This window comes from Pseudomonas sp. PSE14 (assembly GCF_029203285.1).
In the GTDB taxonomy this organism is placed as follows: Bacteria; Pseudomonadota; Gammaproteobacteria; order Pseudomonadales; family Pseudomonadaceae; genus Pseudomonas.
In genome coordinates this window covers 5,001,314-5,028,148 of sequence record NZ_CP115669.1, presented here as the reverse complement: position 1 = coordinate 5,028,148, position 26,835 = coordinate 5,001,314, and the positions used below count along the sequence as shown (strand labels likewise).

Sequence of the window (26,835 nt, the reverse complement as noted above, 5' to 3'; positions counted from 1 at the left end):
AATGATTGTGCCGGCTATTGGTCTATAGCCCGCAGCTTTTGCTTGTGCCGGCGTAAGCCGGGGTTCATAAAGGGTTACAGACGACGCCTGCCTGGGGTGGGAGTTGTGTAGTAATTTTGGCCGGAAGGAGTCTGGCCGTCGTGCGAAGCGGTTTCCAGGGCGGAGCCGGCTTCAGAGGGTAGTCAATTGAACGACATGGCAAAGAACCTGATCCTGTGGCTGATCATCGCGGCGGTACTCGTCACCGTGATGAACAACTTCTCCAGCCCGAGCGAGCCGCAGACGCTCAATTACTCGGACTTCATCCAACAGGTGAAGGACGGCAAGGTCGAGCGCGTAACCGTCGACGGTTACGTCATCACTGGCAAGCGCCAGGATGGTGACACCTTCAAGACCATCCGCCCGGCGATCCAGGACAACGGCCTGATCGGCGACCTGGTCAACAACAACGTGGTTGTCGAGGGTAAGCAGCCCGAGCAGCAGAGCATCTGGACCCAGTTGCTGGTCGCCAGCTTCCCGATCCTGGTGATCATCGCCGTCTTCATGTTCTTCATGCGGCAGATGCAGGGCGGCGGTGGCGGCCGCGGCGGCCCGATGAGCTTCGGCAAGAGCAAGGCGCGCCTGCTGTCGGAAGACCAGGTGAAGACCACCTTTGCTGACGTTGCCGGTTGCGACGAGGCCAAGGAAGAGGTCAGCGAGCTGGTGGAATTCCTTCGCGATCCGGGCAAGTTCCAGCGCCTGGGTGGCCGCATCCCGCGCGGTGTGCTGATGGTCGGCCCGCCCGGCACCGGTAAGACTCTGCTCGCCAAGGCGATCGCCGGCGAAGCCAAGGTGCCGTTCTTCACCATTTCCGGTTCGGACTTCGTGGAAATGTTCGTCGGCGTGGGCGCCTCGCGCGTTCGCGACATGTTCGACCAGGCCAAGAAGCACGCGCCCTGCATTATCTTCATCGACGAGATCGACGCCGTCGGCCGTCATCGTGGCGCCGGCCTGGGCGGCGGTCACGACGAGCGCGAACAGACCCTCAACCAGTTGCTGGTGGAGATGGACGGCTTCGAGATGAATGACGGCATCATCGTCATCGCCGCGACCAACCGTCCGGACGTACTCGACCCTGCGCTGCTGCGTCCGGGCCGCTTCGACCGCCAGGTGGTGGTCGGTCTGCCGGACATCCGTGGTCGCGAGCAGATTCTGAAAGTGCACATGCGCAAGGTCCCGCTGGGCGACAACGTCGATCCGGCCGTGATTGCGCGCGGTACCCCGGGCTTCTCCGGTGCCGACCTGGCCAACCTGGTCAACGAGGCTTCGCTGTTCGCCGCTCGCGCCAACAAGCGCATCGTCGACATGCGCGAGTTCGAGCTGGCCAAGGATAAGATCATGATGGGCGCTGAGCGCAAGACCATGGTCATGTCCGAGAAGGAGAAGAAGAACACCGCGTTCCACGAAGCCGGCCACGCTATCGTCGGCCGCCTGGTTCCGGAACACGATCCGGTCTACAAGGTTTCCATCATCCCGCGCGGCCGGGCCCTGGGCGTGACCATGTTCCTGCCGGAAGAGGATCGCTACAGCCTGTCCAAGCGTGCCCTGGAAAGCCAGATCTGCTCGCTGTTCGGTGGCCGTATCGCCGAAGAGATGACCCTGGGCTTCGAAGGCGTCACCACGGGTGCCTCCAACGACATCATGCGGGCCACCCAGCTGGCGCGGAACATGGTGACCAAGTGGGGCCTGTCGGAAAAACTCGGTCCGCTGATGTACGCGGAAGAAGAGGGTGAGGTCTTCCTCGGTCGCAGCGCCGGTAGCCAGCACGCTAACGTCTCCGGCGAGACCGCCAAGATGATCGACCAGGAAGTGCGCCGCATCATCGACGACTGCTACGGCACCGCCAAGCGTCTGCTGGAGGAGAACCGCGACAAGCTCGACATGATGGCTGACGCGCTGATGAAATATGAAACCATCGACGCCGATCAGATCGACGACATCATGGCCGGCCGCACTCCGCGCGAGCCGCGCGATTGGCAGGGCGGCAACTCCGGCTCCTCCGGCAATGCTGCTTCGCCGCGCGACGAAGGACGCCAGGAAAACCCGATTGGCGGGCCCGCTGGCGAACACTGAGAGCACTGAATGAGTTCGTTGTACCACCCGACCCGGTTGCCTTGCGGCAACCGGGTTCTTGATTTAAGTCGCCCGCACGTCATGGGCATCCTCAACGTCACCCCTGATTCCTTCTCCGACGGCGGCCGTTTCAATCGGCTGGATGTGGCGCTGCGCCATGCGGCGGAGATGGTCGAGGCGGGTGCCACGCTGATCGATGTCGGCGGTGAATCGACCCGACCGGGCGCGCGCGTCGTTTCGCCAACCGAAGAGCTGGAGCGCGTGGCGCCGGTGGTCGAGGCCATCGCTCGCGAGCTGGATGTGGTGATTTCGGTGGACACTTCGACCCCGGCGGTGATGCGCGAAACCGCGCGGCTGGGGGCTGGGTTGATCAATGACGTGCGTTCGCTGCAGCGCGATGGCGCGCTGGATGCCGCGGTCGATAGCGGTCTGCCGGTCTGCCTGATGCACATGCGCGGCGAGCCGGGGAATATGCAGGACGATCCGCGCTACCCGGACATCCTTAAGGAGGTTTTGGGCTTCCTCGAGGAGCGTATCGCGGCGTGCGAAGCGGTGGGCATTGCCCGGGAGCGGATCATCGTCGATCCCGGCTTCGGTTTTGCCAAGACTCAGAATCACAACCTCAGCCTGTTCCGGCAGATGGAGCGAGTGATGGAGTTGGGCTGCCCAATGCTGGTCGGGGTATCCCGCAAGAGCATGGTCGGTCGCGCGCTGGGCCGAGAGGTCGATGGGCGTCTCTATGGGAGCCTGGCGCTGGCAGCTCTGGCGGTGGCCAAGGGTGCCAGCATTATCCGTGTCCATGATGTCGCCGAGACCGTGGACGTGGTTCGGATGATTCACGCAGTAGAAAGTGCAAGAGAAGAGGGGATGCCCGCATGAGCAGGAAGTATTTCGGCACCGATGGTATTCGCGGCCGTGTAGGCACGCCGCCGATCACGCCGGACTTCGTGCTCAAACTGGGTTGGGCCGTCGGCATGGCGTTCCGTCAGCAGGGCAAGTGTCGTGTGCTGGTGGGCAAGGACACCCGGATTTCCGGCTACATGTTCGAATCCGCCCTGGAAGCGGGGCTGTCCGCGGCTGGCGCCGATGTGATGTTGCTTGGCCCGATGCCAACCCCGGGCATCGCTTATCTGACTCGCACCTTCCATGCCGAAGCCGGTATCGTCATCAGTGCCTCGCACAATCCGCATGACGATAACGGCATCAAGTTCTTCTCCGGTCACGGCACCAAGCTGCCCGATGAGGTCGAACTGGTTATCGAGGAACTGCTCGATACCCCAATGACCGTGGTCGAGTCGGCCCGCTTGGGGAAAGTGTCGCGCATCAACGACGCGGCGGGCCGCTACATCGAGTTCTGCAAGAGCAGTGTGCCGTCGAACACTGACTTCGCCGGGCTGCGTATCGTGGTCGATTGTGCCCATGGGGCGACCTACAAGATCGCCCCGAGCGTGTTCCGTGAGCTGGGTGCCGAGGTGTCGGTGATCGGCGTGCAACCGAACGGCTTGAACATCAATGAAAACTGCGGCTCGACCCATATGGAGGCGCTGCAGGCTGCCGTGCTGGCCGAGCAAGCCGACATAGGGATCGCCTTCGATGGCGATGGCGACCGAGTGATGATGGTGGATCACACCGGTGCGGTGGTCGATGGTGACGAGATTATCTTCCTCATCGCCCGCGACCTGCTCGATCGCGGCAAGCTGCATGGCGGCGTGGTGGGGACGTTGATGAGTAACCTGGGGCTGGAGCTGGCATTGCAGGACCTGAGCATCCCGTTCGTGCGCGCCAAGGTCGGCGACCGTTATGTGATGTCCGAATTGCAGGCGCGTAACTGGCAGTTGGGCGGCGAGAACTCCGGTCATGTCGTATGCTGCCAGCATACGACCACCGGTGATGCAATCATTGCGGCATTACAGGTGCTGATGGCGCTGAAAACGCGTGGGCAGAATCTGGCCGAGGCGCGCATGGGCATCCGCAAGTGTCCGCAGGTGCTGATCAACGTGCGCTTTGCCGGCGGTGACGTGGACCCGCTGGAACACCCTGCAGTCAAGGAGGCCTGTGCCAAGGTCACCGATGAAATGGCGGGCCGTGGCCGAGTTCTTTTGCGCAAGTCCGGTACCGAGCCGTTGGTTCGGGTGATGGTCGAGGGTGACGAAGAGACTCGGGTGCGAGCTTATGCCGAGCAGCTGGCGAAAGTCGTAACCGAGGTATGTGCTTGATTTCTCTTGTCAGTTCTAAATCTGTCGAGTAATATCTGCGCCCACTTTGCTCAGCGAGGTACAGCATGCGTCGACCCCTGGTGGCCGGTAATTGGAAAATGCACGGTACCCGCTCCAGTGTAACGGAGCTGATCAAAGGCCTGCGGCAACTGGCTCTTCCTACGGGTGTCGACGTGGCGGTGTTTCCGCCCTGTCTGTACATCAACCAGGTCAAGCATGGTCTGGAAGGTAAGGCGATTGCCGTCGGTGCGCAGAATTGCGCGGTTGAACCCATGCAGGGTGCCCTTACGGGCGAGGTCGCAGCCAGTCAGCTGGCGGATGCGAGCTGCTCCCTGGTGCTGGTTGGCCACTCCGAGCGTCGCCTGATTCTGGGTGAAAGCGATGGCGTGATCAGTCGCAAGTTTGCAGCGGTTCAGTCGTGCGGCCTGGTTCCGGTGTTGTGCGTGGGTGAGACCCGCGAGCAGCGCGAGGCGGGCAAGACTTTGGAAGTCGTCGGGCGCCAGTTGGGCTCGGTGATCGAAGATTTGGGCGTCGGGGCGTTTTCCCGCGCCGTTGTGGCTTACGAGCCGGTGTGGGCGATTGGGACGGGGCTGACAGCTTCTCCCGAGGAAGCCCAGGAAGTGCACGCGGCGATCCGTGCGCAGCTCTCGGCGGAAAACGCTGAAGTGGCCCGCGGTCTTCGTCTCCTGTACGGCGGCAGCGTCAAGGCAGCCAATGCTGTCGAGCTGTTCGGAATGCCGGATATCGATGGGGGGCTCATTGGTGGGGCCTCCCTGAATGCGGATGAGTTCGGTGCGATCTGTCGCGCCGCAGGAAGCTGAAGATGCTGGAAACAGTTGTAATCGTGATTCACCTGCTGATGGCGCTGGGTCTGGTTGTGCTGGTCCTGCTTCAGCATGGCAAGGGTGCCGACGCTGGTGCGTCGTTTGGTGCGGGTGCTTCGGCCACCGTTTTCGGTAGCCAAGGTTCTGCTACCTTCCTGAGCCGTTTTACTGCTATACTTGCTGCGGTTTTTTTCATTACTAGCTTGGGTTTAGCGTATTTTGCTAAAGAAAAAGCTGATATGATTCGTCATGCCGGCCTTCCTGATCCGGTAGTGATGGAGCAAAAGCAGGAAAAGGCTCCGGCAGCTAACGATGTGCCGGGTTCGCAAGAGCAGCAACAAGCTCCTGCGACCGGTAACAGCGATGTTCCGGCAGCTCCTGAGCAGAAGTAAGCAGGCAAGAGTTTTTGCCGAGGTGGTGGAATTGGTAGACACGCTACCTTGAGGTGGTAGTGGCCATAGGCTGTAGGGGTTCGAGTCCCCTCCTCGGTACCATATGCGAAAGGCCCGCTGTGCGGGCCTTTTCGTTCCGGAGTTTCGGTTGACCTTCAAGGGGCTCAACCGTATAATTTCGCACCAGCTTTGACGCGGGATGGAGCAGTCTGGTAGCTCGTCGGGCTCATAACCCGAAGGTCGTAGGTTCAAATCCTGCTCCCGCAACCAGTTTGGCAGAGCCCCTTTTCAGGGGCTTTTTGCTAGCTGGACAGTCCGTGCCGCCAGGTCAGGGCGGTCCTTAAGGGATGGGCGTTTCGCCCATTTTTTATTTCTACAGCATACGCGAGGCGATCAGGTGTCGAGCAAGCTAGAACAGTTGCAGGCCTTGTTGGCCCCTGTAGTAGAAGCGCTCGGCTATGAGTGCTGGGGCCTGGAGTTCATTTCCCAAGGTCGCCATTCCCTGCTTCGGGTCTATATCGACCGTCCGGAAGGCATCCTGATCGATGACTGCGAGATCGTCAGTCGTCAGGTCAGTGGCATCCTGGATGTGGAAGATCCGATCAGTGGTGAGTACACCTTGGAAGTGTCGTCGCCCGGCATGGATCGGCCTCTCTTTACGCTTGACCAGTTCGCCCGCTACGTCGGCGAACAGGTAAAGATCAAGCTGCGCACGCCCTTCGAACGGCGGCGCAATTTCCAGGGCATTCTCCGTGGTGTGGAGGAGCAGGATGTGGTGGTCCTGGTGGACGACCATGAATACCTGCTGCCGGTCGACTCGATCGACAAGGCCAACATCATTCCCCGATTTGAGTGAGCCGCCACAGCGCGGATTCCAATGGATTGAAAGGCGAGGCGTACGATGAGCAAAGAAGTACTGCTGGTTGTTGAGTCGGTATCCAACGAAAAGGGTGTACCGCCTGGCGTGATTTTCGAAGCGCTGGAACTGGCCCTGGCGACCGCGACCAAAAAGCGTTTCGAGGACGAGGTTGACCTGCGCGTGGAAATCAACCGCGCCAACGGCAACTACGAGACCTTCCGTCGCTGGACCATCGTCGAGGACGAGGACTACTCCAATCCGGCATCGGAACTGACCGTCGAAGACGTGCAGGAAGAGCACCCCGGCATGAAGGCCGGCGAGGTCATTGAAGAGAAGATCGAATCCATCGAGTTCGGCCGTATCGCCGCACAGACCGCCAAGCAGGTCATCGTGCAGAAGGTTCGCGAAGCCGAGCGCGCTCAGGTGGTCGACGCCTACCGCGAGAAGGTCAACGAGATCATTTCTGGCACCGTCAAGAAGGTCACCCGCGACAACGTGATCGTCGATCTGGGCAACAACGCCGAAGCGCTGCTCGCCCGCGACCAGATCATCCCGCGTGAAACCTTCCGCGTTGGCACACGTGTGCGTGCCCTGCTCAAGGAAATCCGCAGCGAGAACCGTGGTCCGCAACTGGTCCTGTCGCGTACCGCGCCGGAAATGCTGATCGAGCTGTTCCGCATCGAAGTACCGGAAATCGCCGAGCAACTGATCGACGTGATGGCCGCCGCCCGTGATCCGGGTTCGCGCGCCAAGATCGCCGTTCGCTCCAAGGACAAGCGTATCGACCCGCAGGGTGCCTGCATCGGTATGCGTGGTTCCCGCGTCCAGGCCGTTTCCGGCGAACTGGGCGGCGAGCGTGTGGACATCGTCCTGTGGGACGACAACCCCGCGCAGTTCGTGATCAACGCCATGGCTCCGGCCGAAGTGGCGGCGATCATCGTCGACGAAGATACCCACACCATGGATATCGCCGTTGCCGAAGATAACCTGGCACAGGCCATTGGCCGCAGTGGCCAGAACGTACGTCTGGCCAGCCAGCTCACCGGCTGGACCCTGAACGTGATGACCGAGGCCGATATCCAGGCCAAGCAGCAGGCTGAAACTGGCGACATCCTGCAACGTTTCGTCGACGAGCTGGATGTCGACGAGGAACTGGCCCAGGTGCTGGTGGAAGAAGGTTTCACCACCCTGGAAGAAATCGCCTACGTACCGATGGAAGAGATGCTCAGCATCGACGGCTTCGACGAGGACATCGTCAACGAGCTGCGCTCGCGAGCCAAGGACCGCCTGCTGACCAAAGCCATCGCCACTGAAGAGAAACTCGCCGACGCACAACCTGCCGAAGACCTGCTCAGCCTCGATGGCATGACCAAAGAGCTGGCCGTGGACCTGGCGCTGCGTGGCGTAACCACCCGTGAAGATCTTGCCGAGCAATCCATTGACGATCTGCTCGACATCGACGGCATGGACGAAGAGCGTGCCGGCAAGTTGATCATGGCCGCCCGGGCCCATTGGTTCGAGTAAGCATTCGCGGCCTGAGGAGAGAAGTGCATGACGCAAGTCACGGTGAAAGAACTGGCCAAGACGGTCGATACGCCGGTGGAGCGCCTGCTGCAGCAGATGCGCGAAGCGGGTCTGCCCCATAACAACGCCGAGCAGGTGGTGACCGACAGCGAGAAGCAAGCGCTGCTGGCCCACCTGAAGGGCAGCCATGGTGAGCGCGCGGAAGAGCCGCGCAAGATCACCCTGCAACGTAAGACCACTTCGACCTTGAAAGTCGCTGGCAGCAAGACCGTCAGCGTCGAGGTCCGCAAGAAGAAAACCTACGTCAAGCGTGACCCCGCAGAGCTCGAGGCCGAGCGTCAGCGTGAGCTGGAAGAGCAGCGCGCCGCGGAAGAGGCGGCGCGCCTGAAGGCTGAGGAAGACGCCCGTCAGCGCGCCGCCGAAGAGGAAGCTCGCCGTCAGGCCGAGGCTGCCCGTCAGGCCGCTGAAACTACTGCTGCGGTTGCCGCTCAGCCGGCTACCGCAGAAGCTCCGCGCGCCGCCGCACCGGCAGTTGCTCCGGCTGCTGCCGCTGCAGCAGCCCCGGCTCCGGCCGCGGATGACCGCAAGAAGGAAGAGCCGCGTCGTGCGCCCAAGCGCGAAGACGAGGACGAGCGCCGTGATCGCAAGCATGCCCAGCATCGCCCGTCGATCAAGGAAAAGGAAAAGACCAGCGCTCCGCGTGTCGTCCGTGCAGGCGTAGACGACGAAGACAGTTTCGGTCGTCGCGGCGGTGGTCGTGGCAAGGCCAAGCTCAAGAAGCGTAACCAGCACGGGTTCCAGAGCCCGACAGGACCGATTGTGCGCGAAGTCAGTATCGGCGAGACCATTACCGTGGCTGAGCTCGCTCAGCAGATGGCGGTCAAGGGTGCCGATGTCGTCAAGTTCATGTTCAAGATGGGCAGCCCGGTCACCATCAACCAGGTGCTCGATCAGGAAACTGCCCAACTGGTAGCCGAAGAGTTCGGCCACAAGGTCAAGCTGGTCAGCGAGAACGCGCTGGAAGAACAGCTGGCCGAGTCGCTGAAGTTCGAAGGCGAGGCCGTACCGCGTGCGCCGGTGGTGACCGTGATGGGTCACGTCGACCACGGCAAGACCTCGCTGCTCGACTACATCCGTCGTGCCAAGGTGGCGGCGGGCGAAGCCGGCGGCATCACCCAGCACATCGGCGCCTACCACGTGGAAACCGACCGCGGCATGGTCACCTTCCTCGACACCCCTGGCCACGCCGCGTTCACCGCGATGCGTGCCCGTGGTGCCCAGGCGACCGACATCGTCATCCTGGTGGTGGCGGCGGACGACGGCGTGATGCCGCAGACCCAGGAAGCCGTGCAGCACGCGAAAGCCGCTGGCGTGCCGATCGTGGTCGCGGTGAACAAGATCGACAAGCCGGACGCGAACCCGGACAACATCAAGAACGGCCTGGCCGCTCTGGATGTGATTCCGGAAGAGTGGGGTGGCGATGCTCCCTTCGTCCACGTATCCGCCAAGATGGGTACCGGCGTCGACGAACTGCTCGAAGCGGTACTGCTGCAAGCCGAAGTACTGGAACTCAAAGCCACTCCGTCGGCCCCGGGCCGTGGCGTGGTGGTTGAGTCCCGCCTGGACAAGGGCCGTGGCCCGGTAGCTACCGTGCTGGTCCAGGACGGTACCCTGCGTCAGGGTGACATGGTCCTGGTCGGCGTCAACTACGGCCGCGTCCGTGCGATGCTCGACGAGAACGGCAAGCCGATCAAGGAAGCCGGTCCGTCCATTCCGGTCGAGATCCTCGGCCTGGATGGCACTCCGGATGCCGGTGACGAGATGACCGTGGTGGCCGACGAGAAGAAGGCCCGCGAAGTCGCTCTGTTCCGTCAGGGCAAGTTCCGCGAAGTCAAACTGGCTCGCCAGCAGTCCGCCAAGCTCGAGAACATCTTCGAGAGCATGGGCCAGGACGAGAAGAAGACCCTCAACATCGTCCTCAAGGCCGACGTTCGTGGTTCTCTGGAGGCCCTGCAGGGCTCGCTGGTTGGTTTGGGCAACGACGAAGTGCAGGTTCGCGTGGTCGGCGGCGGCGTCGGTGGTATCACCGAGTCCGATGCCAACCTGGCGCTGGCCTCCAACGCGGTGCTGTTCGGCTTCAACGTCCGTGCCGACGCTGGTGCGCGCAAGATCGTCGAGTCCGAAGGCCTCGACATGCGTTACTACAACGTGATCTACGACATCATCGAAGACGTCAAGAAAGCCCTGACCGGCATGCTCGGCAGCGATGTTCGCGAGAACATCCTGGGTATCGCCGAAGTGCGTGACGTGTTCCGTTCGCCGAAGTTCGGCGCGGTCGCTGGCTGCATGGTCACCGAGGGGCTGGTGCACCGCAACCGTCCGATCCGCGTGCTGCGCGACGACGTGGTGATCTTCGAAGGCGAACTGGAATCCCTGCGTCGCTTCAAGGACGACGTCGCCGAAGTCCGTGCCGGCATGGAGTGCGGTATCGGCGTGAAGAGCTACAACGACGTTCGCGTCGGCGACAAGATCGAAGTGTTCGAGAAGGTCGAAGTCGCTCGTACTCTGTAAGGGTATTCGAGCGTGAACGCAGCGCCCGGGCCGGCTTTCCAGTCGTCCCGGGCGTTTGCCGCTTTCAGACCCGCAGTCTCAGGGCTCGGGTAAGCAGGTTAGGAAAATGGCCAAAGAGTACAGCCGTACCCAGCGTATCGGCGACCAGATGCAGCGTGAACTGGCGCTGCTGATCCAGCGTGAAATCAAGGACCCGCGTCTGGGCCTGGTGACCATCACCGGCGTCGACGTGGCCCGTGATCTGTCCCATGCCAAGGTGTTCGTCACCGTGATGGGACAGGATGACAATGCCGCGGTGGTGAAGCAGAACACCGACATCCTCAACGATGCCGCAGGCTTCCTGCGTATGCAGTTGGGCAAGGCGATGAAGCTGCGTACCGTTCCGCAATTGCACTTCAGCTATGACGCCAGCATTCGTCGCGGCGCGGAGCTGTCGGCGCTGATCGAGCGGGCGGTGGCGGAAGATCGCCGCCACGGCGGCGACTCCGAGGAGTAAGGCGTGGCCCAGGTGAAACGCATTCGCCGTGCGGTCAACGGCGTGCTGGTGCTCGACAAGCCGCGCGGCATGAGTTCCAACCAGGCCCTGCAGAAGGTGCGCTGGCTGCTCAATGCCGAAAAGGCCGGCCACACCGGCAGCCTCGATCCGCTGGCCACCGGTGTGCTGCCGCTGTGCTTCGGCGAGGCGACCAAGTTCTCCCAGTACCTGCTGGATGCCGACAAGGCCTATGAGACCGTCGCTCAGTTGGGCGTCACCACTACCACCGGCGATGCCGAGGGTGAGGTGCTCGAACAGCGCGAAGTGACCGTCGGTCGGGAAGCGGTGGAGGCCATGTTGCCGCGCTTCCGTGGCGACATAGAGCAGGTGCCGCCGATGTATTCGGCATTGAAGAAGGACGGCCAGCCGCTGTACAAGCTGGCGCGTGCAGGAGAGGTAGTGGAGCGCGAGGCGCGTTCTGTTACTATTGCGCGCTTGGATTTGCTCGCCTTCGAGTCGCCCTGTGCGACGCTGGCCGTTTCCTGCAGCAAGGGCACCTATGTTCGCACCCTGGTCGAAGACATCGGCCGCGAACTCGGGTGTGGCGCCCATGTCGCCGCCCTGCGCCGGACCCAGGCCGGGCCGTTCCAGCTGAACCAGTCGGTGACCCTGGAGGAGCTCGAGAAAGTCCATGCCGAGGGTGGCAACGAAGCCCTCGACCGCTTCCTGTTGCCGGTGGATGCCGGCCTGGAGCACTGGCCGCTGCTGCAGCTTTCCGAGCACAGCGCCTACTACTGGTTGCACGGGCAGCCGGTACGCGCTCCCGAGATGCCGAAGTTCGGCATGCTGCGGGTGCAGGATCACGAAGGTCGTTTCATCGGTATCGGTGAAGTGACTGATGACGGGCGCCTGGCGCCGCGTCGACTGATTCGGTCTTAAGGCCGAAACCGAGGGTGGCTGTCAGCAGGCACGGTCACTCCTCTTACTATGAACACAGGGAGAAGTCCCTGGCCTGTTACCTCAGAGGAAGCCCCATCATGGCACTGAGCGTCCAAGAAAAAGCCCAGATCGTTAACGAGTACAAGCAAGCTGAAGGCGACACCGGCTCCCCGGAAGTGCAGGTTGCACTGCTGTCCGCCAACATCAACAAGCTGCAGGACCACTTCAAGGCCAACGGCAAAGACCACCACTCCCGTCGTGGCCTGATCCGTATGGTTAACCAGCGTCGTAAGCTGCTGGACTACCTGAAGAGCAAGGACACCTCTCGTTACAGCGCCCTGATCGGTCGCCTGGGCCTGCGTCGCTAAGACGGCAAGCCTGAAGTGGGAAGCTGGGAGTCCGGGGTCGATGAGCGGTTCATACCGCTCATCGGCTCTGGCTCCCGGCTTTCTCGCTTTTATAGGGAATGAATTCGGGTCCGACTCCCGGCATTTCCACGATTTCCCCCAAGGCAACAAAGAGAAGGTAGAGAAACCGTGAACCCGGTAATCAAGAAATTCCAATTCGGTCAGTCGACCGTAACCCTCGAGACTGGCCGTATTGCACGCCAGGCTACCGGTGCCGTTCTGGTCACCATGGACGACGTCACCGTGCTGGTCACCGTGGTCGGCGCCAAGTCCCCGGCCGAAGGCCGCGACTTCTTCCCGCTGTCCGTGCACTACCAGGAGAAGACCTACGCTGCCGGCCGTATCCCGGGTGGCTTCTTCAAGCGTGAAGGTCGTCCCTCCGAGAAGGAAACCCTGACCTCGCGTCTGATCGACCGTCCGATCCGTCCGCTGTTCCCCGAAGGTTTCATGAACGAAGTGCAGGTTGTCTGCACCGTCGTTTCCACCAACAAGAAGTCCGATCCGGACATCGCGGCCATGATCGGCACCTCCGCCGCCCTGGCGATCTCCGGCATTCCGTTCGCCGGCCCGATCGGCGCCGCCCGCGTCGGCTTCCATCCGGAAATCGGCTACATCCTCAACCCGACCTACGAGCAGCTGCAGAGCTCCAGCCTCGACATGGTCGTGGCCGGTACCTCCGACGCCGTACTGATGGTTGAATCCGAAGCCGACGAGCTGACCGAAGACCAAATGCTGGGCGCCGTGCTGTACGCCCACGAAGAGTTCCAGGCCGTTATTCGCGCCGTCAACGAACTCGCTGCCGAAGCCGGCAAGCCGTCCTGGGACTGGAAAGCCCCGGCCGAGAACACCGTGCTGGTCAACGCCATCAAGGCCGAGCTGGGCGACGCCATCTCCCAGGCTTACACCATCACCATCAAGCAGGATCGCTACAACCGTCTGGGCGAACTGCGCGACCAGGCCGTTGCCCTGTTCGCTGGCGAAGAAGAAGGTAAGTTCCCGGCCTCCGAGGTCAAGGATGTCTTCGGCCTGCTGGAATACCGCATCGTTCGCGAGAACATCGTTACCGGCAAGCCGCGTATCGATGGCCGCGACACCCGCACCGTCCGTCCGCTGAAGATCGAAGTCGGCGTACTGGGCAAGACCCACGGTTCCGCCCTGTTCACCCGTGGTGAAACCCAGGCCCTGGTCGTTGCCACCCTCGGCACCGCCCGTGATGCGCAGCTGCTGGACACCCTGGAAGGCGAGCGCAAGGACGCCTTCATGCTGCACTACAACTTCCCGCCCTTCTCGGTGGGCGAGTGCGGCCGTATGGGCAGCCCGGGCCGTCGTGAAATCGGTCACGGCCGTCTGGCCCGTCGTGGCGTCGCTGCCATGCTGCCGACCCAGGACGAGTTCCCCTACACCATCCGTGTAGTCTCCGAGATCACCGAATCCAACGGTTCCAGCTCCATGGCTTCCGTGTGCGGCGCATCCCTCGCGCTGATGGACGCTGGTGTGCCGGTTCGCGCTCCGGTTGCCGGTATCGCCATGGGCCTGGTGAAGGAAGGTGACAAGTTCGCCGTCCTGACCGACATCCTGGGTGACGAAGACCACCTGGGCGACATGGACTTCAAGGTCGCCGGTACCGACAAGGGCGTTACCGCCCTGCAGATGGACATCAAGATCAACGGCATCACCGAAGAGATCATGGAGATCGCCCTGGGCCAGGCCCTGGAAGCTCGCCTGAACATCCTCGGCCAGATGAACCAGGTCATTGCTGCTCCGCGCGCCGAGCTGTCGGAAAACGCTCCGACCATGATCCAGATGAAGATCGACACCGACAAGATCCGCGACGTCATCGGCAAGGGCGGCGCCACCATTCGCAGCATCTGCGAAGAGACCAAGGCCTCGATCGACATCGAGGACGATGGCAGCGTGAAGATCTACGGCGAAACCAAGGAAGCTGCCGAGGCCGCCAAGCAGCGCGTCCTGGGTATTACCGCGGAAGCCGAGATCGGCAAGATCTACGTCGGCAAGGTTGAGCGCATCGTGGACTTCGGTGCCTTCGTCAACATCCTGCCGGGCAAGGATGGTCTGGTGCACATCTCGCAGATCAGCGACAAGCGCATCGACAAGGTCACCGACGTTCTGCAGGAAGGCCAGGAAGTCAAAGTCCTGGTTCTGGATGTGGACAACCGTGGCCGCATCAAGCTGTCCATCAAGGACGTTGCCGCTGCCGAAGCCTCCGGCGTCTAAGCAGTAGCGAAATGAAGAGAGGGCCCCTTGCGGGCCCTCTTTTTTTGCCTTGGAATGTGCTATTCCCCGATCTCGCTCCAAGGATGCCCCGGGATGGACAAGCAGTATTGCCACTATCACAGCGCCCAGCCTGCCACCTGGCAGTGCCTGCCGTGCGAGCGACATTACGGGGATTGTTGCGTACCGCTGAACTCCGATGCCCCGGAGTATGCGCCGGCTTGTCCGCTCTGCCGGGGTGCGCTGCGCTTTCTCGGCGCTGCCAACACCGCCCAGCCGTTCTGGGAGCGCCTGCCGCGCTTCTTCGCCTATGGCCTGCAAACTGGTCCCCTGGCCTTTGCCGCACTGCTGGCGTTGGCGTGCGTGTTCATGCCCAGCGTTCTGCTGCTCTGGCTGCTGCTGTTCGCGGTAGCGACCAAGTACCTGCACAGCGTGATTGAGGCCGCCAGTTTCGGCAGCCAGGAGGCTCCGGGCCTGGTCGAGGCGTTCCGCCTGGACAGCCTGCGGGCGTTCTTCCAGCAGTTGGCGGTATTCGTCATTGTGCTGGTGCTGCTCTGGTTGGCGGCGGACTTCCACAGCGAGGCGATCTACTGGGGCGTCAATGTCGCAATCATGCTGGCATTGCCGGCGAGCATCATCCGCCTGTCGCTGGACAAGAGCCTCGGCGCGGCGCTGAGTCCGGCCGATATCGGCCAGGTCATGAGCGCCATGGGTTGGCGTTACCTGATCCTCTGCGTGTTCCTGTTCATCCTCTGGCAGTCGCCCAGCTATGTCGGCTGGTTCCTGTCTCAGGGCTTGCCCCGGGTGGTGATGGTGCCGGTGGTGGCGCTGCTCAGCGGCTACTTCGGCGTGGTGATGTGCGCCATGATGGGGTATGCGGTGTTCCAATATCAGGGCGAGCTGGGTTATGTGGCGGCCGGCGACGAGGCCCCGGCGGGATTCGCCGCGCCGGAATGGCGTCGCCGCAAGGCGCTGGCCGAGGCCGAGATACGGGTCAAGGAAGGGCAGAGTGGCGCCGCGCTGGAGATACTGCTGGAGGCGCTGCGCGAAGGGGCGCAGGACCTCAAGCTCAATGAGCGCTATCACCAGTTGCTGTTCTCGGTGAATGCCCGCAGTGAGTGCCTGAAGCATTTGCCCCACTACCTGCCGCTGGCGGTTCGTCTCAATACGCCCTTGGCGGTGACGGCATTCCTCAATGCTCGCCAATTGCAGGCGGACTACCTGCCGGATGATCCCCTGGTGTGCGAGCGCATCGCCGAGGTGCTGCTGGAGCGGCACAAGGCGCGAGAAGCACTGAGCCTGCTGCGCAATCTGCACAAGCGCTTCCCGGATTACCCGGGAGTCCCCCGGGCCTATCTGCTGGCGGCGCGGGGTTTTTCCGAGGAGCTTGGACAGGTCGAGCCGGCTCGCCAGTTGCTCGCTTTCATTCGCCAGCGCTACCCGGCATTCGAGCAAATGAGCGAGGTCGTGCAGTTGGAGGCCGTTCTGGCCAATCTCGGCAAAAGCGCTTGAGCGCGGCGATGCAAATTGCATGGTGACGCCGGAGCGACTGTGCAATCTGCATAGCGTTTAATTTTATAACTGCCTGATTTATTTGTATTTTCATGGCTAAGCAAGGCTGGCACAGGGCTTGCGAGACTACTGATGCAACTGCCGCCAGGAGGAGGCAGCAGTCTTCACCCATCAGGAGAGACCGCCATGAAACATCGCTTCAGCAAACTGGCCCTTGCCGCCGCCACCGCAACCGCCCTCAGCTTCTCGTTCGCCAACTCGGTGTTCGCCCAGCCGACGACGCTGGCCGCGAACGATACGGTTCAGAAGACCGAGCAGGCGGTTTCCGACACCTGGATCACCAGCAAGGTGAAATCCATGCTGATCGCCAACAAGGACATCGGCGCTACGGGCATCAAGGTCGAAACCAACCAGGGTGTGGTTTCCCTTTCCGGTAACGTCAAAACTGACGCTGAACGGCAGCTGGCCATCAAGACTGCCCAGGACACCAAGGGCGTGAAGGCCGTTTCCGCCGACGGACTGAAGTCGACCGACTGAGTGTGCCGGCCGCAGCCCCGCCAGGCTCGATCTGGCGGGGCTTTTTCGTTCAGGGCGTCCGGGGGGCCAGGTGCTGCTGGTAGATGAGGATCTGCCGGGTCGGGTCGGCGTCCGGGAAGTGCTGGTGAAGGAAGTGCGTCATCTCGGCGATGGTCCGGCCGTCCTGGCGTGGATTAAGGCGCTTGGCCAACTGCAGGGTCAGTGACGGCAGCTGTTCGGGCCGTTGCCCGGACGTGGCCAGACGACGCCAGCAGCCCAGCGCACGCACCGGTTCGTCGAGTAGCAGCAGTTTGCGTAGCAGGTGAAGCTGGATGGCCGGATGGTTCAACAGCTGCGGGTCGTTCGCGCCGCTCTCGTCGGCCAGCCGGCGAACCAGAGCGTCGGTCGCCTGGCTGCGAGGCAGGGCGAACAGTTGCTTGAGCACTGTGCTCATCAGGGCACGGTCCTGGCGTGCCTTGGCGACTCCGTACAGGCGCTCGATCAATGGAAGACGGCCCGGATAGCGTTCGAGCAGTTCGTTCCCGCGTGCCGCCGACTGGTCGAGGGCGAAGCGGCCGATCTGTTCGTCGAGGCTGTTCAAGGCACGCTTGAACGGCGCGTCGGGATCTTCCTTGGCAAGATAGGCGTGATCGACTTTCAATCCACCCAGCTGGCGGGGCAGCCAGACGGCGATGAATCCCGATACCAGGCCACCGATGTGCGCGTAGTAATTGACGTGATCCGCTGCACGCAGCAGGCCAAAGAGCTCCTTGCCCAGCCATAGCGGCAATATCCACAGTGCCGGGGCGCTGAAGTAGCCGATCAGGGGCCCCAGCCAGTAGAAGAAGCGGATGCGTCGCAGCCCGTAGACGCCGATGTACATGCCCATCAACCCGGATATCGCGCCGGAGGCGCCGACTCCCGGCACCCAGGCCGGGTCCAGTGCCCACCAGAGCAGCCCCGAACACAGCCCGGAAAGCAGGTACAGGCCCAGGTACGTCCAGCGGCCCAGGGCGATCTCCAGGGCAAAGCCGAAGATGAACAGGAACACCATGTTGCCGGCCAGGTGCCAGAAGTCGCCGTGCAGGAACATCGAGCCGAACAGGCCTTCGACGGTGAAGCGCGCCGGAACGAAGCCGAAACGCAGGCTGCTCAGGCGATCCCGTGCGCTTTCCGCCTTGGCGCGGGCGGTTTGCCAGGCGGCATCCTGGCCGTAGGCCGGCAGGCTGCGCAGGTCATGGCCGAACTCCAGGTCGCTAAGGATGAGCCAGGCCAGTTGCTGGCGGGGCAGGGCCTCCACCGTCTGGCGTTGATCCGCCTTGATCCGCTCGCGGCGCTCCAGGGCGGCGCTGAACAGGGGGCGCTCGCGGCTCAGCAGGTCCTCTTCGAGATAAACCCGAACTGCCTGCTCACGCCGCTCGCCATCGCCACTCTGGTAGCCGAAGAAGATCAGGACGTTGAGCAGGATGAGCAGCAGCGTGACGACTGGAGGTTTCTTCCAGTCCAGCGGGTGTTCAGCGGGTACGATGACCATGGGCGACCGATCCTTGGCGCAAAGATGCCGCAGGCTAGCACTGGCGGGCCAGGGTGTCAGTTGCCGCCGCTGCGTTTGCTCTGGATGGTGGTCAGGCGGTTACCCTCGAAGCGCACGAAATACAGCATGCCGTTCCAGGGGCCGTAAATCCATTCCTCCACGGCCACCTCGTTGCGCTGGCCCCAGTCGCCGACGACTTCCTTGTAACCGAGGAACGAGCGGTCGACGGGCGGGCCGCAGCGATCGAGCACCTCGCTGGTGAGGTTGCCGGTGCTGATCAGCTTGCTGTTGCAGCGCAGGCTGGCGGCTTCGGACTGCCCGGCGAGCAGCAGGAGCATCAGCAGCGCCGGGCGTAGGCTCATGGATAGGGTCAATTGCGTTTGAACTCGATGCTCTTGAGCCGGTTGGCTTCGAAGGTGAGGATGTAGATCGTGCCGTTGCGCGGGCCGTAGACCCACTCCTCAATGCGGTACTCGCGATTGTCGTAACTGCCGAGGGAATAGCCGACCTCATCGCGGTGCTCAGGCGGGCCGCACTTCTGTTCGACCTCCCAGGCGCGGTCGCCCGCGTTGACCAGGGTACTGCCGCACCGCATGCTCTCGGCCTGCGCGGTAGCCGCGCAGAACAGCAGTGTGCAGACCGCAAGCGCTTTCATGGTGCGGAACCTCATTCGCTGTCCAGGTGGAGCTGAGTGGCCACGTTGCCACCATTCTCCGCCTCGCCGAGGCTTACGTCGATCAGATAGACACGGTCGTCACTGAGGCCGCCCTTGGACACCAGATAGTCCTTGATCTGCGTGGCGCGCTCCTGGCCGAGCTTACGCAGCAGCAGTTGGCTGTCACTCCAGGAGGCCAGCACCGCCTGCTCCAGCTTCACCGTGCGGTCGGCCCGGCTCAGGTCCTTCCACTCGTCCGGCGGCTGCTTCTTCAGGCGCGTGCGGTAGATCCCTTCCAACAGGGCCGGCTGCAGGTCCTCCGGTACTTCCAGCTTGCTGGCATCGCTGGGCACCTTGTCGCCGCGACGTTGCAGCATGCTGTAGTAGTTCTTGCGGTACTCCTCCTGCAGACGCTTGCGGGCCAGCAGCGGGCCGTCGCTGCTGGCCGCGCTGACACCTTCGACCTCCAGCTTGAGCGCCGGGCGCTGCTTGAGGGCATCGGCCAGCTTGTCCAGATTGGCCTGTGCGTCGGGCTCCAGCTCGCTGGAGCCGGGGGCGAACGTCACGCTGCCCAGGTCGGGCCCCTCGCCAGCGGCGAGGCCTGCGATGAATTTGAAGGGCGCCTGGACCGCGCGCAGCACCAGGTTGCGCAGGGTTTGCCAGACGATGGGCATGACGCTGAACTGCGGGTTGTTCAGATCGCCCTCCACCGGCAGCTGGATATCGATGTTGCCGTTGGCGTCCTTGAGCAGGGCTACCGCCAGCTTCACCGGCAGGTCCACGGCGTCGGGGCTGTCGACTTTCTCGCCCAGTTGCAGGTGTTCCACCAGTACCTTGTTGTCGGCTTTGAGCTTGCCCTGGGTGATCTGGTAGTGCAGGTCCAGGTTCAGCCGTCCCTTGCGGATGCGGTAGCCGGCGAACTTGCCGGAGTAGGGCGTCAGGGTAGTCAGCTCGACGCGCTTGAAGCTGGTGGCGATGTCCAGCTTCTCCAGCGGCGAGAAGGGGTTCAGGCTGCCCTTGATGGTGACCGGCGCGTACTTGTCGACCTTGCCCTTGATGTCCACCGAAGCCGGTTGCGGATTGCGGTTGTCGAGGGTGCCGATTTCCCCGCTCAGTTGCTGGATGGCGGTGGCGAAGTCCGGGCGCAGGGTCAGGTCGGCGAAGTTGGCCGAGCCGTTGTTCACCTTCACGCCGCCGATGTGGATGCCCATCGGCTTGCCGCCTGCGGAGCTTGCGCTACCGGACTTGCCGGCTGCGGCGGGGGCCGAGGCGGGTTGCGGGATGATCAGCTCGCTGACGTTGGTGGTGCGGTCTTCGTTGATGATGAAGCGAGCGTAGGGTTCTTCGAGCGAAACGCTCTGGATCGCCAGGCTGTCGCCGTGGCGGTAGGCCAGGCCGTCCAGCGTGAGCGTGGTCCATTTGACGAAGTCGCGGTCCTTGATGGTGTCCAGGGTATGCAGCTGGGTGACCTGGGCGCTGCCGTCGATGCCGAAGGCGAGTGGTTCGGTGCTCTTCAGGTCGACGTTGAGGTCGCTGGCGAGGAAGCCGCTGCGTAGCTCCAGGCGAATGAACGGATCGATGTAGGCCTGGGCGACGCGCAGGTCGATGTCGCGGGTGGCGACTTTCAGCTTGGCATTGACCGGGCTGAGGTTGACCTGGCCGCTGGCCTCGATCTGCCCGCGCTGGCCCAGGCCGGTCTTGAGTTTGAGCTGCAGGGGGGAGGTGAGCTGGCTGTCGAGGTTCTGCAGGTCCAGGTCCAGCGGGCCGACTTCCAGCGCGACCGGTTTGGCCGGCGCACGATCGGCCAGGTGGGCCTTGTAGCCACGCAGCTGGGTATCGCGCAGCACCACATGCCAGGCCTTTTCCGCTTCCGCGGCTGGAGCCGGCTTGTCAGGCGTGGTAGCCGCAGGTGCCGGGGGCTGCGTGCTTTGGGCGGTGGGCGGCGAGGTCTTCTCAGGTGCCTGGGCGGCGGTTTCTACCGGTTTGTCTGTGCTGGGAGTCGCCGCCTTGGCAGCGGTGGGCTGCTCGGTGTTCTGCGGCGGCGCCGTTTCGGTCTGGGGAGCCGGTTCCTGCGGGCGCTTGTAGGGCTTGAAGCTGGCGAACAGTTTTTGCCAGTCCAGTTGCCCGTCCTTTTCCCGCGCGGCCCAGGCTTCCAGGCCCTGGCTGCGGATCTGGCCCACCATGACCTCGCGCTTGGCCAGGTCCAGAGTGGTTTCGCCGACGTCCAGGCTGGCCAGTTTGGCCAGCGGCTTGCCGTCGGGCGATTTCAGGCTGAGTTCGCGCACGCTCACCGCCGCCTTGTCGAGCAGCAACTGGGTGCCCTGGGAGAGGTCCAGATGGTAGTCGGAGGAGACGCCGAGAATGCCGCTCTCCAGATTCAGCGGGGCGTTGTCCCGTACATAGGGCCACCAGGCTTTGAGCGGGACGCCCTGAAGCGACAGGGTGCCCTTGGAGGTCAGCGGCACCAGGCTCAGGTCGCCTTGCCAGTCGAGCTTGCCGCCGTGCGGTCCAGTGGCCACAAGGGTCATCCTGGCGCCATCTTCAGGCAGGGTACTGAGGTTGCTCAGCTCGAAACCCATCGGGTTGAAGAGGAACTCCACCGGTTCGCTCGGGCGGCGGTCCAGGAAGTGCAGGCTGCCTTCGGCGAGGCGGATGCGATCGATGCGCAAGGGGAAGGGCCGGCTGGGCTCCTCCTGCTGAGGGGCGGGCTGACTTGGCGGCAGCTTGAACAGCTGGGTCAGGTTCAACGTGCCGTTCTCGGCGAACAGCAGCTCCGTGTGAGGCGCATCCAGCTCGATGTCGGCGAGATGCACATGGCGCTTCCACAGGCTGTCGGCCTCAAGGTTGGCGTACAGGCGCTCGAAGCGCACCTGTTCTTCGCCGTCCTTGCCCAGATGCAGTCCCCACAGGGTCAGTTCGAGGCTGAACGGGTTGAGTTCGATGCGCTCAAGGCGCGCCGGAACGTTCGCATACTGGGCCAGTTGCTGGTTGACCACGCGCAGGGCGACCCCGGGAAGGATCAAGAAGCCCAACAGGCAGTAGAAGAGGAACAGCAGCAACAGTGCGCCGATTGCGCGTATCAATCCTTTGGGCATGGCGGGTGTCGTTTTCCGTCGTGACGTGCCGGTGAAGTATGGCACGGCTGAGCGTTTGCGATCACACGAATGCCCTTTCGGGCGTTGTTCGCGCGTGGATCAGTCATTGAGGTGATGGGTGCGGGCGAACTCCACCAGATCCACCACGCTCTCCAGGTTGAGCTTCTCCAGGATTCGGGTCTTGTAGGTGCTGACAGTCTTCTGGCTGAGAAAAAGCTCCTCGGCGATGTCCTTGTTGCTCATGCCGCGCACCAGACTGCGCAGGACGACCAGCTCCCGCGGGGTGAGACTGGCGACGGGGTCCGTATGGCTGGCGATGTTGAGTGACTTTTCCGGGAAGCAACGGTAGCCGGAGACCAGCATGCGCGCTGCGTTGAGGATAGCGCTGGTGTCATTGTTCTTGCTGACGAAACCGTGCGCACCGGCGGCCTCCACCTTGCTCGAATACAGCCGCTCGTCCTGGGAGCTGAGCACCAGCAGGCGGATGTTCTCGTCGAAGATGTGGATGCGCGCGAGCAGGTCCAGGCCGTCCATGCCCGGCAGGTTGAGATCGAGGATCACCAGGTCCGGACGCTCCTTGCGAACGGCATCCAGGCCTCCATGACCATCGGCGGCTTCACGGACGACTTCGAACTGCGAGTCCTGCCCGAGTAGTGAGCGGATCGCCAGACGCATCGCGGGGTGATCTTCGATCAACACGACTCGCTTCTTCATGTTTCACTCCCTGAGTGTGGCTATGTCGGCGAATTGAGCTTGAAAATAGCCCAAATGTTCAGCGTCTCACGGAAAAATCCTAGGCTTGCGGAGAAAAGCTTGCTCGGGGTCAAGGATCGATCCCCTGCCACCGAGCGCGGGAATAAAGACTTGCCGGGCAGAGGGAACTCTGCCTCTGAAGAGCCAGCTCAGCGCAGCGGAGACAATCCCATGCGCCGCCGCGCCCGGTGCAGCGAGCCATTGCGTACGGCCCAGCGCAGCAGCGGCACGCTGCGCCTGACGCTGGAGCGGATCAGTTGGCGCTGCAGGTTGCCCAGGCTCAGGTCGAGCTGGTCGGCGGCCCATTCCGGCAGCAGGTCGACGCCGGCGCGCATCATCAGCATGCCGAAGGGTTTGGCCAGGAAGCTGGGCGCCGGGGCGTTGAACAGCACGCTGACCACCTCGTGGGTGCGCTCGTCGTAACGCAGTTGCGGACGCATGCGCTGCAGGTAGGCCGCCACTTCTGCACGGGAGCGCGGCACGTCGCGCGCACCCAGACGCTCGGCGATCAGGGCGATCTCGTCGTAATAGCGGTCCTGGTCTTCGCCGGACAGGTTGGGGTTAAGGTAGCGCAGGTGCGACGCGAGGAAGCTGCTGACCTCGGCCACGTGGACCCAGGTGAGCAGGTCCGGGTCATTGGCCGAGTAGCGGGTGCCGTCGGGGAGCGTGCCCTGGACGCTGTCGTGGATGCGTCGCACGCGCTCGATGAGTTTGTCCGCGTCCGCCCGCGAACCATAGGTGGTGGCGGAGATGAACTGCCCGGTGCGGCGCAGGCGGCCGAGCATGTCGGCACGGAAGTTGGAGTGATCCCAGACGCCACCCAGCGCGCCGGGATGCAGCATCTGCAGGAGCAGGGCGGTGATGCCGCCGATCAGCATCGAACTGAAGTCGCCGTGGACTTTCCAGCAGATCGAGTCCGGGCCGAACAGACCCGGATCACCCTTGGGCGATTCGAAGTCGACCCCGCCCAGGGCGAGGCCGGTCAGGCTCAGCACCTGGCTTTCGATATGGCGGCGAACAGTTTCCATTGCGGCGAACAGGCCTCGGGGCAAGGACGGCAGGTCTGTACTTTTAACCTAACATCTTTGCGCCCGGGGCCTGAAGCAGGATCAACGATTCAGGCGGTTGTCGATCAGCCCTTGCACCACGCTGGGATCGGCCAGCGTCGAGGTGTCGCCGAGGTTCTCCAGTTCGTTGCAGGCGATCTTGCGCAGGATGCGTCGCATGATCTTGCCCGAGCGGGTCTTGGGCAGGCCCGGCGCCCACTGGATCATCTCCGGCTTGGCGAAGCTGCCGATTTCCTTGCTCACCAGCGCCAGCAGCTCCTGCTTGAGCGCGTCGCTGGGCTGGATGCCGTTCATCGGTGTGACGAAGGCGTAGATGCCCTGTCCCTTGAGGTCATGCGGATAGCCGACCACCGCGGCCTCCGCCACCGAATCGTGCAGCACCAGTGCGCTTTCCACCTCGGCGGTGCCGATACGGTGGCCGGAGACGTTGATCACGTCGTCCACGCGGCCGGTGATCCAGTAGTAGCCATCCTCGTCGCGGCGCGCGCCGTCGCCGGTGAAGTAGTAGCCGGGGTAGGGCTTGAAGTAGGTGTCGATCATCCGCTGGTGGTCGCCGTAGACGCTGCGGATCTGACTCGGCCAGCTGGCCTTGATGGCCAGTACGCCGGAGCCGGGACCGTCGATTTCCTTGCCCTGCTCATCGAGCAGAACCGGCTGTACGCCGAAGAACGGGCGGGTCGCCGAACCGGGCTTGAGCGCAGTGGCCCCGGGCAGCGGGCTGATCAGGATGCTGCCGGTTTCGGTCTGCCACCAGGTATCGACGATAGGGCAACGCGCGTCGCCGACCACGTGGTAGTACCACTCCCAGGCTTCCGGGTTGATCGGCTCGCCCACCGAGCCGAGCAGGCGCAGGCTGCTGCGTGAGGTCTTCCTGACCGGATCCTCGCCTTCGCGCATCAGGGCACGGATGGCGGTGGGGGCGGTGTAGAAGATGTTCACCTGGTGCTTGTCGATCACCTGCCAGAAGCGCGAGGCGTCCGGGTAGTTGGGCACGCCCTCGAACATCAGGGTGGTGGCGCCGTTGGCCAGCGGACCGTAGACAATGTAACTGTGCCCGGTGACCCAGCCGACGTCCGCGGTGCACCAGTAGATGTCGCCGTCGTGGTAGTCGAACACGTACTTGTGGGTCATCGCCGCGCCCAGCAGATAGCCACCGGTGGTGTGCAGCACGCCTTTGGGTTTGCCGGTGGAGCCGGATGTGTAGAGGATGAACAGCGGGTCCTCGGCGTCCATCGGTTCCGGCGCGCAGTCTTCGCTGGCGCCGCGCAGGGCCTCGTGGTACCAGATGTCGCGGCCTTCGACCCACGGGATCTCGCCCTGGGTGCGCTCGACCACCACCACGCTGGAGACCTTCGGGCAGTCCTTCAGAGCCTTTTCCACGTTCTGCTTGAGCGGGATGTACTTGCCGCCGCGTACGCCTTCGTCGGCGGTGATCACGACGCGGCAATCGGCGTCCAGGATGCGGTCGCGCAGGGCATCGGGGGAGAATCCGCCGAAGACCACCGAGTGGATGGCGCCGATCCGCGCGCAGGCCAGCATCGCGTAGGCCGCCTCGGGAATCATCGGCATGTAGATGCAAACCCGGTCGCCTTTCTCCACCCCACGGCTCTTGAGCACGTTGGCCAAGCGGCAGACATGGCTGTGCAGCTTGCGATAGGTGATCTGCGCCGATTCGGCCGGGTTATCGCCTTCCCAGATGATCGCGACCTGTTCGCCACGGGTTTCCAGGTGGCGGTCGATGCAGTTGTAGGTCACGTTGAGCTGGCCGCCCTTGAACCAACTGGCCTGGCCGCGGGTGAGGTCGCCGTGGTGGACCGAGGTCCAGGGTTTGAACCAGTCGAGGAAGGCCTTGGCCTGTTCGCCCCAGAAGGCTTCCGGGTGGTCCACCGACTGCCGGTACAGGCGCTGGTAGGCGTCGTTGTCGAGGTAGGCACGCTGGCGTACGGCCTCCGGGACGGGGTGAAGGCTGATCTCGTACATGGGGAATCCTTATTGTTGTGTGAGGCGAGATGCCCACAAGGGTGCATCCAAGGCCTGGCGGGTTCAAGGGTTGTCCATGCTGTTTCGACGCGCCTGCCGGGCGGATCGTTCAGGCGAGACGTATTCGAGCTGGGCGGCGACCAGTTGCCGGGTCGGCTCGCCATAGCGGCTGGCGATGGCGGAGAGGGTCTGCTCCAGGCCGAGCATGGCGCTGCCGGACGGCTGCGGCAGCTCCGGCTGGCCAGCACCCTCGTCAGGGAGGAACAGCAGGCCACCAGCGCTGGTGACCGGCTGCCGGGCCTTCGCTTTCACCTCGGTGCGGAAGGTGCGCGTCCAGGCATCCACGTTCAGCGCCAGGCTGACTTCGTCGAAACCCGGTTGCAGCACCACGGCGAAGGTGTCGCGGCGCCAGAACGCGAGGTAGTTGCCCGCGGCGGTCAGGTAGCCGCTGGCGCCAAGGGCGAAGTGCTGGCTGTCATGCCGTGACGACCACTCCGGCATCCCCAGTTCCTGTGCCAGCTCCATGGCCCTCGCCGTTCCAGCGATGGCCTCCACCAGCGCCAGGGAGGCGGGCAGGGCGGCGGTGACGCCGGCGGTGGTCATGAGATTGCCGTCGACCACGTAGCGGCGGTTCTCCAGCCAGAGCGCATCGGGAAAGTCGGCCAGACGCTGGCCGCGCGAATACCAGTGGCCGGTGGCGCGCCGCTGGTGCAGCAGACCGGCGTGGCCCAGCACCAGCACGCCATCGCAGACGCCGATCACGATCGCGCCCTTCGTTGCCTGCTCGCGGATGAAGCCGACCAGGGCAGGCTCTTCGCTGTCATGCACGGCGGGTACTACCACATAGTCCGCGCCTTGGGGAAAACGTTGCCTGAACTCGTCGAGGGTGGCCTGCGGCTGTATTTTCAGCGCCGGGGCCAGTTGTACCGGGCCGGATTCGGTCGCCAGCGCCTGGACCTCCGCCACAGCGGAGCGGCGCAGCACGCCGAGCGGTACCACATAATCGGCCAGTTCGGTCATGCGGTTCTGGGCTACCACGGCGATCACCGGCCGCTCTCGGCCGAAACGCGGTTGATACGGCGGTAACGACGCTTCGCCGGCCTCTGTCTGGGCCGCGACGATCAACAGGACGATGAGCAGGAAAGTGTGGGGGCGCATGGCGATCTCCAGGG

Annotated in this window: 22 protein-coding genes and 2 tRNA genes; 16 read left to right on the top strand and 8 right to left on the bottom strand. The window is 63.3% G+C overall.

Going from position 1 to position 26,835, the window contains the following annotated elements:
* Nucleotides 1-195: 195 nt before the first annotated feature.
* The 16 genes from ftsH to O6P39_RS23005 all read left to right on the top strand — a co-directional run bounded on the left by ftsH (nucleotide 196) and on the right by O6P39_RS23005 (nucleotide 16,600).
* On the top strand, nucleotides 196-2,112 hold the full coding sequence (gene ftsH, locus O6P39_RS23080) for an ATP-dependent zinc metalloprotease FtsH (protein ID WP_275608716.1): 1,917 nt from the start codon (nucleotides 196-198) through the stop codon (nucleotides 2,110-2,112).
* A gap of 9 nt (nucleotides 2,113-2,121) precedes the next feature.
* Nucleotides 2,122-2,991 (top strand): dihydropteroate synthase, encoded by an 870-nt coding sequence (gene folP, locus O6P39_RS23075; RefSeq protein WP_275608715.1) that lies wholly within the window; start codon nucleotides 2,122-2,124, stop codon nucleotides 2,989-2,991.
* Nucleotides 2,988-4,328 (top strand): phosphoglucosamine mutase, encoded by a 1,341-nt coding sequence (glmM, locus tag O6P39_RS23070; protein WP_275608714.1) that lies wholly within the window; start codon nucleotides 2,988-2,990, stop codon nucleotides 4,326-4,328. Before folP ends, glmM begins: the two co-directional genes overlap by 4 nt.
* 65 nt (nucleotides 4,329-4,393) lie before the next feature.
* Complete coding sequence (gene tpiA, locus O6P39_RS23065; RefSeq protein ID WP_275608713.1) at nucleotides 4,394-5,149, top strand: triose-phosphate isomerase; 756 nt, start codon at nucleotides 4,394-4,396, stop codon at nucleotides 5,147-5,149.
* A 2-nt stretch (nucleotides 5,150-5,151) separates the two neighbouring features.
* Nucleotides 5,152-5,544, top strand: a complete 393-nt coding sequence (gene secG, locus O6P39_RS23060) for a preprotein translocase subunit SecG (protein WP_275608712.1) — start codon at nucleotides 5,152-5,154, stop codon at nucleotides 5,542-5,544.
* Nucleotides 5,545-5,560: 16 nt separating this feature from the next.
* A tRNA-Leu gene (locus O6P39_RS23055) sits at nucleotides 5,561-5,646 on the top strand.
* Between the two features lie 91 nt (nucleotides 5,647-5,737).
* Nucleotides 5,738-5,814 (top strand) — tRNA-Met (locus tag O6P39_RS23050).
* Nucleotides 5,815-5,941: 127 nt separating this feature from the next.
* Nucleotides 5,942-6,400, top strand: coding sequence for a ribosome maturation factor RimP (gene rimP, locus O6P39_RS23045; protein WP_207882729.1), 459 nt, complete (start codon nucleotides 5,942-5,944; stop codon nucleotides 6,398-6,400).
* Nucleotides 6,401-6,445: 45 nt separating this feature from the next.
* Nucleotides 6,446-7,927 (top strand): transcription termination factor NusA, encoded by a 1,482-nt coding sequence (nusA, locus tag O6P39_RS23040; RefSeq protein ID WP_015478930.1) that lies wholly within the window; start codon nucleotides 6,446-6,448, stop codon nucleotides 7,925-7,927.
* A gap of 27 nt (nucleotides 7,928-7,954) precedes the next feature.
* Entirely contained in the window at nucleotides 7,955-10,498 is a 2,544-nt protein-coding gene (infB, locus tag O6P39_RS23035) for a translation initiation factor IF-2 (protein ID WP_275608711.1), read from the top strand.
* Between the two features lie 106 nt (nucleotides 10,499-10,604).
* Entirely contained in the window at nucleotides 10,605-10,994 is a 390-nt protein-coding gene (gene rbfA / locus O6P39_RS23030) for a 30S ribosome-binding factor RbfA (RefSeq protein WP_275608710.1), read from the top strand.
* 3 nt (nucleotides 10,995-10,997) lie between these two features.
* Entirely contained in the window at nucleotides 10,998-11,912 is a 915-nt protein-coding gene (gene truB, locus O6P39_RS23025; protein ID WP_275608709.1) for a tRNA pseudouridine(55) synthase TruB, read from the top strand.
* 98 nt (nucleotides 11,913-12,010) lie between these two features.
* Entirely contained in the window at nucleotides 12,011-12,280 is a 270-nt protein-coding gene (rpsO, locus tag O6P39_RS23020) for a 30S ribosomal protein S15 (RefSeq protein WP_017518939.1), read from the top strand.
* A 168-nt stretch (nucleotides 12,281-12,448) separates the two neighbouring features.
* The gene (gene pnp, locus O6P39_RS23015; RefSeq protein ID WP_275608708.1) at nucleotides 12,449-14,554 is read left to right on the top strand and encodes a polyribonucleotide nucleotidyltransferase; all 2,106 of its coding nucleotides are present in this window, start codon (nucleotides 12,449-12,451) and stop codon (nucleotides 14,552-14,554) included.
* Between the two features lie 93 nt (nucleotides 14,555-14,647).
* The gene (locus O6P39_RS23010) at nucleotides 14,648-16,063 is read left to right on the top strand and encodes a hypothetical protein (protein WP_275608707.1); all 1,416 of its coding nucleotides are present in this window, start codon (nucleotides 14,648-14,650) and stop codon (nucleotides 16,061-16,063) included.
* 186 nt (nucleotides 16,064-16,249) lie between these two features.
* Nucleotides 16,250-16,600: a BON domain-containing protein gene (locus O6P39_RS23005; protein ID WP_275608706.1), complete on the top strand. Its 351-nt coding sequence runs from the start codon at nucleotides 16,250-16,252 to the stop codon at nucleotides 16,598-16,600.
* A gap of 49 nt (nucleotides 16,601-16,649) precedes the next feature.
* On the opposite strand, the gene O6P39_RS23000 is transcribed toward O6P39_RS23005, so the two are convergent.
* The 8 genes from O6P39_RS23000 to O6P39_RS22965 all read right to left on the bottom strand — a co-directional run bounded on the left by O6P39_RS23000 (nucleotide 16,650) and on the right by O6P39_RS22965 (nucleotide 26,821).
* Entirely contained in the window at nucleotides 16,650-18,113 is a 1,464-nt protein-coding gene (locus O6P39_RS23000; protein ID WP_275608705.1) for a rhomboid family intramembrane serine protease, read from the bottom strand.
* A gap of 56 nt (nucleotides 18,114-18,169) precedes the next feature.
* Nucleotides 18,170-18,475, bottom strand: a complete 306-nt coding sequence (locus tag O6P39_RS22995; RefSeq protein ID WP_275608704.1) for a DUF2845 domain-containing protein — start codon at nucleotides 18,473-18,475, stop codon at nucleotides 18,170-18,172.
* A gap of 8 nt (nucleotides 18,476-18,483) precedes the next feature.
* Entirely contained in the window at nucleotides 18,484-18,768 is a 285-nt protein-coding gene (locus tag O6P39_RS22990; protein ID WP_275608703.1) for a DUF2845 domain-containing protein, read from the bottom strand.
* Between the two features lie 11 nt (nucleotides 18,769-18,779).
* The gene (locus tag O6P39_RS22985; protein WP_275608702.1) at nucleotides 18,780-21,863 is read right to left on the bottom strand and encodes a DUF748 domain-containing protein; all 3,084 of its coding nucleotides are present in this window, start codon (nucleotides 21,861-21,863) and stop codon (nucleotides 18,780-18,782) included.
* A gap of 99 nt (nucleotides 21,864-21,962) precedes the next feature.
* Complete coding sequence (locus tag O6P39_RS22980; RefSeq protein ID WP_275608701.1) at nucleotides 21,963-22,577, bottom strand: response regulator transcription factor; 615 nt, start codon at nucleotides 22,575-22,577, stop codon at nucleotides 21,963-21,965.
* Between the two features lie 188 nt (nucleotides 22,578-22,765).
* Complete coding sequence (locus O6P39_RS22975) at nucleotides 22,766-23,644, bottom strand: oxygenase MpaB family protein (RefSeq protein ID WP_275608700.1); 879 nt, start codon at nucleotides 23,642-23,644, stop codon at nucleotides 22,766-22,768.
* Between the two features lie 81 nt (nucleotides 23,645-23,725).
* On the bottom strand, nucleotides 23,726-25,663 hold the full coding sequence (gene acs, locus O6P39_RS22970) for an acetate--CoA ligase (protein ID WP_275608699.1): 1,938 nt from the start codon (nucleotides 25,661-25,663) through the stop codon (nucleotides 23,726-23,728).
* A gap of 63 nt (nucleotides 25,664-25,726) precedes the next feature.
* The gene (locus O6P39_RS22965; protein ID WP_275608698.1) at nucleotides 25,727-26,821 is read right to left on the bottom strand and encodes a DJ-1/PfpI family protein; all 1,095 of its coding nucleotides are present in this window, start codon (nucleotides 26,819-26,821) and stop codon (nucleotides 25,727-25,729) included.
* Nucleotides 26,822-26,835: the final 14 nt, after the last annotated feature.